Source organism: Algoriphagus yeomjeoni, from assembly GCF_003259505.1.
Classification (GTDB): Bacteria; Bacteroidota; Bacteroidia; order Cytophagales; family Cyclobacteriaceae; genus Algoriphagus; species Algoriphagus yeomjeoni.
Genome location: NZ_QLLK01000025.1, coordinates 1 through 12648, shown reverse-complemented (window position 1 = coordinate 12648; position 12648 = coordinate 1). Strand labels below are relative to the sequence as shown.

Below are 12648 nucleotides of genomic sequence, written 5' to 3'. Positions count from 1 at the left end.
TTTCAATCACTCAACAGCTAGCTTCAGCCGCTTCCCTGACACCGTCTGCGTCGTTTGGGAGTGCAAATATCTACCTTTTTATTTTAAGGGCAAGATGAGACATGAAGAAAATTGCAAAAAATCAGGATGTTTATCGCAGTCCTTTAATTATCAGGACTTTTGTTTTTTATAGAGCGGTACTGTACTACATGGCTCTCCATACATTATGGATTTTACCCTACTTTGAATCAATGAAATTATTTTACCATAGGCGAATAAAGGAATAGGGAAATCACTACACCCTTTGACTACAACTGGCCTACCTGAGAAAGATTCAACATCCAATTCCCTGAGACATTCTTCAGAAATCATTACTTCAAGCTCTTTCAAATCCCCAATTGAATAACCACGGGCAATTGGATTAAGGTAAGTAGCCACCAACATAAATGCCCAGTTTGGTACAATGGCATCTACCGTACAGGTGATCGCCACCCATTTGTTTTCAAACTGAGTCCAATCTATTTCCTTCAGGGCAGCGCGAAAGTCCTTTTCTCGTAAGATCAATTCCTGAAACAGAAATGGCTTCAAGTCAAAAATAACCCGCTCTTCTCGAGGATAAATCTCCTCAAGGTTGATTGTGACAATGGGACTGCTCGCTACTCTATTTACTATCTCACTCATATTAGCAATGGGTTCTTTTTTGACTGAAGAGCTTTGAACTCCTTCAGGTAATTTGGGACGAAATAAGCCAAGTCGGCAAACTCCTCCATTTGAAACTTTTGAAAGGCCAATGAGCCGACGCATTCAGCTGAAATGGGAACCTCAAGAAAAACAGCATTTGGATGATGTATTACCTCTGCCATTTTTTTTACAGCATCTCCAACAAAATAAACCTTACCCTTTTCAAACAAATCGGAAAAAGATTCTTCATCAATGATTTCAGCGTCAAGTTTAGTGACCGTTTCTAATTCCTGGTCGTAAACTTCCCTATAAACTTCCATCCTGCGAGCGTCAAGCATAGCCACTATCAACCCGTTTTCTTTTATCTGCGACTTTGCACCATATGCCAACGCTTTCAATGTACTGATTGAAATCAGAGGTATGTCTGCTGCAAAAGCCAATCCCTTGGCAACAGAAACTCCAATTCTTAGCCCTGTATAGGATCCTGGACCCTCAGATACAGCAACAGCTTTTAAACTCTCTATGGTAAGTTCACATTCGCACAGCAGGGAATCTATCATTCCCATTAGCTTTTCAGAATGAGCACCTGGGACATCCAACGATTTTTCCTTCATCAACACCCCATCCTTATGCAGTGCTATGGAACATATCGGTGTGGACGTCTCCAAAGAGAGAATAACTGCCATACTACTTATTTTGACGAGGCTGTTAATACCATTTTGATCTTCTCTGGCTCTTTTAGGTACTCTTTAGCAAGTAGCACATCTACGTCATCCTGCAAACCCGCCTGAATCATTCCTTCTTGGAAATAATACCTAGACACTATCTCCTGAGAAAGAATTTTTTTGATTTCCTCTTTATTAGTCACCAAATCTTGCTCCTTGCTGTGATTCACTCTTTTTTCAAGAGAATCTATCTGTGCTTTGATCTCATCGTAATAATCTACCTTCTCAGCATTTTTACGCATATCCTCAACGGATTTCTCCAAATAGGTTGTGTAATCGTATTCTTTGTCTCCCAGCCATTTTACAAATTCCTCATAATCAGAATCCGAAATTGAAAATGTAGCTGGATCTGCAACCTCAGAATGATCGTAGAAATATTCAGTCGCATAATCAAACACATGATTTCTCGCTACCAAACTATATGAAATCGGCGCGTAGTTTCTTTGATCTACACTTTGATCAGGTTCTATCCCAGCTCCATCCATTACTTTTCTGCCATTTTTAGTGTAGAATACTTTTCTCAAAGAGTCTGGGACGGTGATCAATTCATTACTTTCTCTGCTTTGCAAATAATCAATAGCCTGAATACAACGTCCACTTGGAATATAATACTTGGCAGTAGTCACTTTCATCTGGGCATTATAAGTCAACGGAACGGTAGTTTGAACCAGACCTTTACCAAATGACTTTCTTCCTATCAACACAGCTCGGTCATAATCCTGAAGTGTACCCGCGACAATTTCGGATGCTGACGCACTATGCTCATTCAGCAATACGACCATTGGAATGTCCTTATCAACTGGAGTTTTACTCGTCTTATAGGTGTAATTTACGTTTTCAAGCTTACCAATAGTTTTCACAACTTCTTTTCCTTTTGGGATAAAAAGGTTGACAATCTCAACAGCTTCATTCACCAATCCACCTGGATTATCTCTCACGTCCAGCACCAATCGATCTATTCCTTGACTTTTCAGATCGACTAATGCGTTTCTAACTTCCGTAGAGGCATTGGTAGTAAATTCAGCCAACTTGATATATCCAGTGTTCTCATCCAGTTTTCCATAATAAGGCACATTCTTAATAGCGATTTTCTTACGGATGACATCAAACTCAAGCGTATCTTGATCTCTTTTCACTTGTAGATGAACAGGAGTATTTGCAGGACCTTTTAGCAAGGTTGACACATCTGATGTTCCCAAGGTCGTCACGTCAGTAGAGTCTATCTTCAAAATATAATCAGCAATCTTCAAACCGACTGTTTGCGCAGGAAAACCAGTATAAGGCATGATCACCATGCTTCCTTCACCCCTATTTCCTATCAAAGCTCCAATCCCGGCATATTCCCCAGTCGTCATCATTCGATAATCATCAGAATCTTCCTCGGGAACATAAGTTGTGTATGGATCAAGCTCCTCCAACATCGCATTGATACCTATGGTCACCAATTCATCTGGATCAATATCATCCACATAATAAGAATCGAGCTCACGGATAAGAGTCGCGAAAATGTCAATGTTCTTAGCTATCGCAAATAGCTTGTCGTTCTTAGGGTTGAAGGCAAAAAATCCGGTAAGTACAATTGCTCCCAATAGGAAAACCAGAAGGGATTTTTTCAATGATTTATGCATGCTGTTGTTAGTTTTCGCTTACGATACTGGCTAATTTTTTCAAAGCCATAATAATTTTGGTCTCAATTTCTGAAAATTCCATCAGATCGGAACTTACATAAATTAGGCCAATACACATAGCTGGAGCTGTGGATGGAATCAAGCCTTTATTTAGCCTGTAAGCCTCACGCATTCTTCGTTTTACGAAGTTTCGCCCTACAGCCTTTTTAATCTTCTTCTTCGAAACGGAGAAAAGCACCTCTGAGGTTCCACTACCCTGATCCTTTTTAACAATAAATTGGACTTTAAATGGGTATAAAAAAAAAGAGGAACCTTCGTTAAAAAGTTCCTTGATAAGTTTGTCGGCATGCAGCCGCTCACTTTTTGGGAGTCTGTAATTCATCACAAGGACTATAATCGTACGTGAACATACGAAAATCAGTGCTAAGAATTACTTCTTCAATGTCTTTTCAGAAGAAACAGTCAACTTGTGTCTTCCTTTTGCTCTTCTAGCTTTCAGTACTCTTCTACCGTTAGCAGAAGACATTCTTTCTTTGAAGCCGTGCTTATTTTTTCTTTTTCTACGAGAAGGTTGAAATGTTCTTTTCATGATCGAATATCTTTATCTAATTGCTTGCTTGATTAAGTCTCCTTGGTTTGCCTCCCAAAAAGGAATGCAAAGATAAGTACCATTTCCTTAAATGCAAACAAGCCAAATAACATTTGTTTGAATTCATTCAACTTACTCCTAATGAAATTCCTAATAAAATCCCAAAATCCAGTATCACAATTCATCCAAATCACGCTATACATTCCTGTAAGGCATCTTTCACAGGTGCGGCTGCAGCTTCCCGCTTGGAGAGCAGGACGTTATCAGCTTGCAAATTACGTTCAAAATATTCGAAGTCTCCAAGTTATCTCACCAAATGGAGACACCATTCCTCATTCCAAACTAACGAAAGATCTCTGGGAATTCAGTCCTGATCATGTAGGTGAATATCAGGTCCATTATGAATATTACTGCGCTAAGATGGATGCCGGCTCTTGCTGGGTAGATGATGAGCAGCTTTACCTGAACTTTGTCAATTGCTGCTTTGAAGTGGAAGGTCATGCTGATGAAAAAATTCTAGTTGAAGTGGATCACCCTCGAAACTTTCAATCTTGTACTACCCTACCGAGTGAAAACAATGAATATTATGCATCCAACTTCCAGCAGTTGGCGGATAGTAGTTTTCTAGCTTCGCAAAGCTTAACTCATGAATCGGTTGAACTGGAAGGAACCGTCTTCCATTTGTGGTTCAACGGCCAAATCCATTTTGATCTAACTAAATTCAAAACAGATGTCCAAGGATTCGCAGAAAAACTTATTGAGGCGTTTGGAGAGTTTCCTGTCGAAGAATACCACTTCATCTATCAACTTCTGCCCTATTCACATTATCACGGAGTCGAGCATCAGCGCGGAACTGTGATCACTTTTGGCCCCGCAGAAAGTCTATCTGAGCGAAAAAACCTGAATGAACTCATGGGGGTGAGCTGTCATGAACTATATCACGCTTGGAATGTCTGCCAGATCCGTCCGGTAGAAATTATGCCATACGATTTCTCGAAAGAAGCCTATCATGAAGCTGGCTGGATGGTAGAAGGCGTCACTACTTATATGGGAGATATTTTCTTGTTGAGGTCTGGCTATTTTTCACTTGAAGAATATTTCGAAACATTTGAAAAAGTCCTCAACCGGGAATCCATAAACTTCGGCTGGCAAAATCAATCGATATTGGAGTCGAGTTTTGATCTTTGGATCGATGGGTATGTAGCAGGAATTCCTGACAAAAAAGTAAGCATTTATACCCATGGGGCTTTGATCGCTTTTTGCCTAGACGCGATGCTATTGGATGAGAATTCATCACTCCATCAGGTGATGAAGATCCTTTGGAGGAAATTCGGGAAACCAAAAATTGGATATACGCTGGAAGAAGTCTGGGAGGTAATACTTTCTCAAACCGAGCACTCTATATACTTTAATCAGTTCTATGAAGATTTTATTGCAGGAAACGAAGATATTTTCCCTGTGGTGGAAAAGCACCTGAGTTCCTTAGGCATTGAGCTTGGCAGCAAACCTAAGGAAGACCATTTAGCCTCCACCTTCGGTATTATCAAATCAGAAGATGGTAAAATCACTAAAATCCATCCCGACGGTGAAGCTTACCAAAAACTAATGGTTGAAGATGTGATCAAATCAGAAGAAATAAAGGATGGAATTTTGAGCATATCGATCATTCGGTTTGGGCGAAAGCTAGAGATCGAATTGACTTCCTCTGCATCCAATCTATTTAAAGACTTTTTCTTGATAGATAAAAAAAGTAACCAGAAGCGAACTGCCTGGATTAGCTAATAAAACAAAAGGACTGCCTTTTCAGACAGTCCTTCTTGCTTTATTTGCTTAGCTACTAATTAAACACGGAATCGTCCAAGTCCTGGTTAAACTTAATGGAAGTAATCTTTGCTTCCAGTGGCATTGGCATCATGCTATTGGTGATCACCATTTTCATAGGCATCATCAGTCCATCCACTTCCTGATAGTCTTTGTACTGGATAGTTCCAGCAATTTCAGACACTGTCTGAATCTTAAGACCAGTTTCCACGCTGTAATATTCGATGGTATTAGCGTCACCTCCAGCTTCAAAAGAAAGTTTATAAGCTTGCTCTCCTTCTACTTCCTCAGTTCCCTCAAAAGTCACGGCGATTCCTAATTCATCTAAATACAATTCACGAAAAGCATAAACCTGATTTTTCAATACCGCAGACACTTGCTCTTTTGTCAAGACTTGTTCCTGTCCCATTGCAGTTACAGTGCCTACTCCATCTTTCACTACTGTCTTTGACATCACATTGCCATTCACTTCAGTGACATTCAGTAGGCGTTCATTTTCTTGATCCGTTACACCTGAGATGATCAATTTCATACCCTGGATTTCGGCTTCCATATTCATTTCCACGTTGTGAACAGCCTTCATCTTGGATTCACCACCTATCGCTTTCACGTAGCTATCTATCACTTCCTTGACAGAATTATCTTTACTGATTTTGGATGGAAGTTCTTTTCCACCAGAGCTAGCTTGCACTGCAATTGGAGCCAGAAGTAGCGCTAACGCTACTATAAATGTATTTTTCTTCATAATTGCTTAATTAAAATCCGCTTCAGTCAATTCCGGATTGATTTCAATATTTGTGATTTTCGCCTCAAGAGGCACAGGTATCATTGCGGATTTGATGGTCTGAGTCATTGGTATCAAGACGCCATTTTTCTCCTGGTAATCACTATAAAAAGTATCACCGGAAACTGGGTTTTCATTTTTGATTTTCAAGCCAGATTCTACTGAGTAGTAATTAGTCACAGTAGACCCTAATGGAGTAGCTACGATTACTTTGTAAGCCGGAGTTCCCTCCACATCTTTAATTCCATCAAGCGTTAACGTATACCCCATTGCTCCAAAATGTAACTCTGGCAAAAAGTAAGTTCCAAGTTTAGCGGCATCTATTTGCTCATCTGTCATGGCCATTGATTGACCCTGTACGCTTGTTGTACCTTTCCCGTCTTTTATTACAGAGGTTTGCATCACATTCCCACCTACAATAGTCTTTTGCGCAAATCTCATATTTGCATCATCATGGATCAATTCAATAGTGAGCTGTGTACCCATTACTTCTGCTACCATCTCTAATTTTGCAGCTTTAATGGCGCTTGCCTTGGCCTTACCACCAATTGCGGCGATGTAGTTTTCGATGACTTTTTCAGATGTCATATCCGCATCCACAGCAGCCATTTCTTTGGCAGGGAAGCCCATATTATCATATAGCTTCACTTCACCAAACTGCGACAATTTATCCTTAATCTCTGTACCGTTTCCTACAGCAGTGATATACAGTTTACTTGGATCGATTAGATCGTTCGCAGTTTTGTTTATATCAGCGACAGTCAAGGCATTCATTTTTTGCAAATAGGTCTCGTAATAATCGGCTGGAAGATCATATCGCTCGATGTTCAGCGCAAAGTTTGCAATCGTGCTAGGACTTTCAAGTGACCTACCAAATGATCCAGCAAGGTTGGCTTTGGCCTTATCCAGTTCTTCCTGAGTAACTCCTTCGTCTACTAACCGGTTGATTTCATAGATAAATTCTACCACCGCAGAGTCGGTCACCTCCGTACGGACTGAAGCTCCGGCTGAGAATTCACCAATAAGTTTATCTGCAGAGAAAGAAGAATAGGCACCATATGTATAACCTTTATCCTCTCGAAGATTCATAAATAAGCGGGACGATGATCCTCCACCGAATATTTGATTCAATACTCTGCTTGAAATATAATCCTCATCTCCAAGTGTCAAATCAATTGGCTGAGCGATATCAATGACTGTTTGCACTGAAGAGCTACGATCTACTAACCCTACCATTGTACTGGTAGCTGGAGCTGGATCGTCATAGGTGAATTTTGGCACATCGCCCGGCTCCCAATCGCTAAAGTATTTTTCAACCACTTCTTCTGCTTCCGCTTTACTCATATCACCTACAATAGCAAGGTAGGCGATGTTAGGTTTGAAGAAAGTATCGTAATAAGATTTCACGTCATCTAGTGTGATATTACCTATGGATTCCTCAGTAGTTGACTCGCCATAAGGATGATCTTTGCCATACACCATTGCGCTGGAAAGTCGTCCTGAAATAGAATTGGGATCATCCTTACTAGTGGCCAAACCAGTTAGTGATTGCTTCTTTAATTTTTCCAATTCCTCCTCAGGAAAAACCGGGTTATAGAGCACATCTGCCATTAGGTCAAGTATTTTTCCCTGGTGCTTTTTCAGGGAAGAGGCAGATACAGAGGTAGATGATACTCCTAGATTTGCACCGATAAAGTCAATCTCTTCGTCTATCTGATCTTTAGTTCGGCTTGAAGTACCAGCCATCATCATTTGACCTACAAAACCAGTCAAACCCGCCTTATCTCCTTCGAAAAGAGGATCTCTTTCCAGGACTAAGGTGAAAGAAACACGTGGAAGCTTGTCATTTTCTACCAAAAACACTTTTAGCCCATTGTCTAGGGTAAAGGTTTCTGCTTCGCCAATTTTAATTACGGGCGCAGGCCCTGCTTTTGGAAATTGACTTCTGTCCACCTGAGCAAAGCTCACGACAGACACCAAAAGGCTCAATACAAAGGATATTGTTATTTTTAACATGTCATTTCGATTTAAAGATGGATCAATTACTGAGCTGGCTCAGCTGCTGGTTTTGGTAAATAGTACAATACTACCCTTCCATCAAGAGTCAAATACTCTTTTGCTACTCTTTGGATATCTTCTTTGGTCACCTGACTGTAAGCATCCATTACCTTGTTCACATAGTTGGTATCATCATAGATTACATGTGCCTCAGCTAAATTTTCTGCTACACCAGCCATAGATGAATTTCCACTTACAATGTTATTCTCCATTATATTCTGAAGTTTCTCAAAATCCTGGTCCGAAATCCCTTCATTCTGAACCTGCTTCACAAGCTTATCTATTTCTGTTTCTAAGGCTTGTGGCTCAACACCCATATTGGTAATACCATACATGATAAAAATTCCTCCGTCTTCGAGATCTAATGGTATAGCTGCTAGTGCTAGCGCTTTCTGCTGCTTATCTACCAACTCTTTGGTCATCAAGGAAGAGTTTCCGCCCGTGAGGTAGGTAGAAAGCATAGACATAGCATAAGAATCCTTATCCGTTTTTGGAGGAAGATTGTACGCCTGAATCACCGCAGGTATCTGAATATTGTCATAGATGACATCTCTGATTTCAGTGGTCTTTCTAGGCTCTTGAACATCCGGTCTGTAGATCTCCTTGGTGCCTTTTGGGATTTCAGAGAAATATTTCCTCACCCATTCTTCTGTCTGCGCATAGTCTATATCTCCAGCGATGGTCAATGTCGCATTGTTTGGCACATAGAAATCCTTGTAGAATTGCTGAAACTCTTCGATTGACGCTGCATTCAAATCATCCAGCGAACCAATAGGAGCCCAGCGATACGGATGCAACGTATACGCTCGCTTCAACGTTTCTATCAGAATACTTCCGTAAGGTCTGTTGTCATAGCTTTGACGCTTCTCCTCTTTTACTACTTCTCTTTGTGTTTCTACACCTGTCTGATCTACTTTGGAATGCAGCATACGTTCACTTTCCATATAAAGCGCCAGCTCCAATTCGTTTGAAGGAAGTGATTCGTAATAATACGTGATGTCATTAGAAGTGTAGGCATTCAATGTACCTCCATGGGCCTGAATGATATTCATGTATTCTCCACGGTCGATATTCTCAGTACCTTCAAACATCAAGTGCTCAAAGAAGTGGGCAAAACCAGTTCTGTCAGGTTGCTCATTCTTTGATCCTACATGATACAGCACCGATGTCACCACGATAGGCGTAGTATTATCCTGATGCATGATCACATGCAGTCCATTGTCCAAGTCAAATTCCTTGAACTCAATTTTGGTTTGTGCAAGAGCCGGAACACTCAGCATTCCTGCCACTAGCCCCAAAGCAGTAAGTTTTCTCATCATAGTATGTTGGATTATATTCTCGTAAATAAAATCTTTAAATGGTACTTCAAAAGACACAAAATCAAAACCTCTTGTTTACCATTCATCCTAAATTTTCCTAAAAAAATAACAATTAACTGTAATCTAAAAATTTAGGATAAAATATTAATAAAAAATAAGGGGCTGAAAATTCAATTTTCAGCCCCTTATTTTATGGATTTAGCTTAGCTAAAATATCCTTCGCTTCATGCCATTGTAGCCTTGGCCCGAATTGACTGACGATCTTGGAGCTTGCCATAGATGCTAACTTGCCGCTGGATGCATAGCTATGTCCATTTGTGACCCCGTACATAAAAGCTCCTGCAAACATATCTCCGGCTCCGTTACTATCAATCGCTGTAGTCGCGTAAGGCTCGATATCGATGAAGGTATCTCCATCAAAGATCATTGCTCCATTTTTCCCTTGGGTAATCACAAAGTGCTTAGCCACTTTCTTCAATTCCTCGCGCGCATCCAATAAATTATCTTTACCTGTGAAAATCATCGCTTCTTCCTCATTGGCAAAAAGCAAATCAACGCTTGCTCCGATCACCTCAGTCATTGGCTCGCCGAAATATTTTACCATCGCAGGATCAGAAAAGGTCATCGCTACTTTCACTCCATTCTCTTCTGCTACTTTCTTTGCATGCTTCATCGCCTGCTTGCCATTCTCAGAAGTAATCAGGTAGCCTTCTATATACAGATACTGCGAATCTTTGATTGCTGCTTCATCTACATCAGCAGTGGAATAAGTCTCCGTAATTCCCAGGAAAGTATTCATCGTACGCTCCGCATCTTCGGTCACCATCACGAGACATTTACCGGTAATTCCTTCTGCAAGGATGCTTTCATTCAGATTATGGGAAACTCCGGCATCCTTCATGTCATTCATGTAGAAATGACCTAGTTCGTCATTGGCAACCTTGCAAGAATAGTAGGATTTACCTCCAAACTGAGATATAGCGATTACTGTATTTCCTGCTGAACCTCCACATTGCTTCTTTGCTTCCTCGGTGTTGATCACCGCCATGAGAGCATTTTGGCGATCTTCATCCACCAAAGTCATGAGCCCTTTCTCCACGTCATTGTCAGCAAAAAACTGATCTTTTACTTTAAACTCAATATCTACTAGGGCATTACCAATGCCTGTTACGTCGTATTTTTTCATTTTGAATAGTTAGGAGTTGTAATGTTTTAAAGTTGTAAAGTTTAATAGTTAGACATGTCAGACTGAGCGAAGTCGAAGTCATTAAGAAATGATCCTCGACTTCGCTCGGACTGACACCAGTCAAATTGCATCTTGCTCACGATTCGAAATGATAGAATTGGAAAATAGGGTCAAATACTACTTTGAATCTCGTTCTTCGTAAATCGTCAATCAATCAAATATCCTATGCCTCTCAAACTCCTTCTCTCTATCAAATAAAAACCGATACGTATGATGCGTCTTGTAAATATCAGCCAAAAGCTGTTCGCAAACACGCATCATCTTTGGATTAAAATCCCCTATCCAGTTCATTTCGATGGTCTTGTATTGGAAATCAGGTTTCCCACTCATTTTATCATAGGTGATAATCATCGCACTCTCCACTCCTTTTCCTTGATGCTCTGGCACTACCCCAAACACCAGACCAAGCATTTTGTTGGGCGGTGAAAAGGTTTTGTACCAAAGGAATTTGAGTTTCCCGATGAGATCCATTTTACCATTCACATGCTTGAAGATTTGGTTGATTTCCGGAATTTGAATAAAGAAGGAAACGGGTTCGCCTTTATAAAAGCCAAAGTAAATCAGTTTTTCGTCGATGATCGGTTTCATCTTGGCAAACATCAGCTGGGCTTCTTTCAAGGCCAATGATTTCCCCATGTGTCTTGCCCAAGCTTTATTGTACACCGTCATGAAATATTCTGGAGCCTTTTCCTTTAGCTCTTTTCCTTTTAGATAGTGAAACTCATAATCCGGATTATCCATAACCACTTTGGCTCTGGCTATCATTTTGTCATCAAAGCCTAAACCCTGCACATTTCTAGCGTAAGTGAATTGCTTGAAATAAATCTGAAAGCCGTAGTCTTCGAAGAACTTCTGATAGTAACCAAAGTTCCAGGGCATATTATAATTAGGCTCAGTGAATCCATCCACGAGCAATCCCCACCATTTATCGCGTTCTCCGAAATTAATAGGACCGTCCATGGCTTCCATTCCTTCGCTTTCCAGCCAAGCTTTCGCTGTATCAAAAAGTAAAAAAGCAGCTTCCTGATCATCGATGCATTCGAAGAAACCCAAACCGCCAGTCGGTTGCTTTTCCTTCATCTTTGGATTAATAAAAGCAGCCACACGTCCTATGGTTTCGCCTTTGTCATTTTGCAAAAGCCAACGCTTGGCTTTCGCCCCATTTCTAAACAGTTTGTTGGTCTCCGGATGAAAAAGCCCCTCGATATCTGCATCAAGAGGCCTGATCCAATTCTTCTCATTTTTGTATAACCTCACAGCCATCTCAATAAACTCCTTCTGATGGGCCGGCTTGGTGACTTCGATCAATTGCATTCGGGTGATTTTAGAATGCTAAATTAGGCAGATCGGGTGAAAGGGCAAAAAAGGAGTTTGTTGCCCTGCATTTCCAGAGCCTGGACTAAAAGGACTAAAAACCAAGCGGCATCAAAAAAAATCAAATTAATTTTGAGGTTAAAAAAAAAAATATGATTATCCGCAATCATACCAGTATGGATAAATTGAAGCAATGATGAGTCTGTCAAAGAGTTTTTGACCGAAGTATCTTCTGTTGAGCTTGTAACAAAACTCATCTAGGTAGTTCTGCATCATTCTTTCGCTGATCATATGATATGTCTGCAGGTGTTTCTTTAAGTTACTAATGGCAATATGAACCCATTTGAGGTTAAAATTGCCTTCTTTGGTTCCAGAGATTTCTCTGACATGAACATCAATACAATTACTCAGGTCTGAGAAGGTGGTGCTCTTATCTGTTTGAAGTACAGCGTTTGAATCAATGTAATCTTTGATTAAATGCTGTGCCGTTTTCGCCTCCAGGTT

The 12648-nt window shown here is 40.4% G+C and carries 12 protein-coding genes; 1 reads left to right on the top strand and 11 read right to left on the bottom strand.

Annotated features, from left to right (window positions below; all coding sequences use genetic code 11):
* Window positions 1-150: 150 nt before the first annotated feature.
* From LV83_RS21195 to rpmH, 5 genes are read right to left on the bottom strand one after another with little or no spacing between them, the layout of a single operon-like run.
* Complete coding sequence (locus LV83_RS21195; protein ID WP_111613568.1) at window positions 151-660, bottom strand: DUF2480 family protein; 510 nt, start codon at window positions 658-660, stop codon at window positions 151-153.
* Entirely contained in the window at window positions 657-1346 is a 690-nt protein-coding gene (tsaB, locus tag LV83_RS21190) for a tRNA (adenosine(37)-N6)-threonylcarbamoyltransferase complex dimerization subunit type 1 TsaB (protein ID WP_111613567.1), read from the bottom strand. Before tsaB ends, LV83_RS21195 begins: the two co-directional genes overlap by 4 nt.
* Window positions 1347-1351: 5 nt before the next feature.
* The gene (locus LV83_RS21185; RefSeq protein WP_111613566.1) at window positions 1352-3013 is read right to left on the bottom strand and encodes a S41 family peptidase; all 1662 of its coding nucleotides are present in this window, start codon (window positions 3011-3013) and stop codon (window positions 1352-1354) included.
* Between the two features lie 7 nt (window positions 3014-3020).
* A complete protein-coding gene (rnpA, locus tag LV83_RS21180; RefSeq protein WP_111613565.1) occupies window positions 3021-3395 on the bottom strand; it encodes a ribonuclease P protein component in 375 nt (124 codons plus the stop codon).
* A 48-nt stretch (window positions 3396-3443) separates the two neighbouring features.
* A complete protein-coding gene (gene rpmH / locus LV83_RS21175; protein ID WP_091698287.1) occupies window positions 3444-3602 on the bottom strand; it encodes a 50S ribosomal protein L34 in 159 nt (52 codons plus the stop codon).
* A 141-nt stretch (window positions 3603-3743) separates the two neighbouring features.
* On the opposite strand from rpmH, the gene LV83_RS21170 reads away from it, so the two are divergent.
* Complete coding sequence (locus tag LV83_RS21170) at window positions 3744-5384, top strand: M61 family metallopeptidase (RefSeq protein ID WP_111613564.1); 1641 nt, start codon at window positions 3744-3746, stop codon at window positions 5382-5384.
* A gap of 55 nt (window positions 5385-5439) precedes the next feature.
* Here the strand turns inward: LV83_RS21170 and LV83_RS21165 are convergent, their stop codons facing one another.
* The 6 genes from LV83_RS21165 to LV83_RS21140 form a co-directional block, all read right to left on the bottom strand.
* Complete coding sequence (locus LV83_RS21165; RefSeq protein WP_111613563.1) at window positions 5440-6168, bottom strand: LolA-like protein; 729 nt, start codon at window positions 6166-6168, stop codon at window positions 5440-5442.
* A 6-nt stretch (window positions 6169-6174) separates the two neighbouring features.
* Entirely contained in the window at window positions 6175-8223 is a 2049-nt protein-coding gene (locus LV83_RS21160) for a M16 family metallopeptidase (protein ID WP_111613562.1), read from the bottom strand.
* Between the two features lie 26 nt (window positions 8224-8249).
* Entirely contained in the window at window positions 8250-9581 is a 1332-nt protein-coding gene (locus tag LV83_RS21155; RefSeq protein WP_111613569.1) for a M16 family metallopeptidase, read from the bottom strand.
* Between the two features lie 193 nt (window positions 9582-9774).
* Window positions 9775-10770: an adenosine kinase gene (locus LV83_RS21150; RefSeq protein WP_111613561.1), complete on the bottom strand. Its 996-nt coding sequence runs from the start codon at window positions 10768-10770 to the stop codon at window positions 9775-9777.
* Between the two features lie 210 nt (window positions 10771-10980).
* A complete protein-coding gene (locus LV83_RS21145) occupies window positions 10981-12144 on the bottom strand; it encodes a hypothetical protein (protein WP_111613560.1) in 1164 nt (387 codons plus the stop codon).
* 156 nt (window positions 12145-12300) lie between these two features.
* The coding region (locus tag LV83_RS21140; protein WP_111613291.1) for an IS1595 family transposase at window positions 12301-12648 on the bottom strand (348 nt) is incomplete at its 5' end.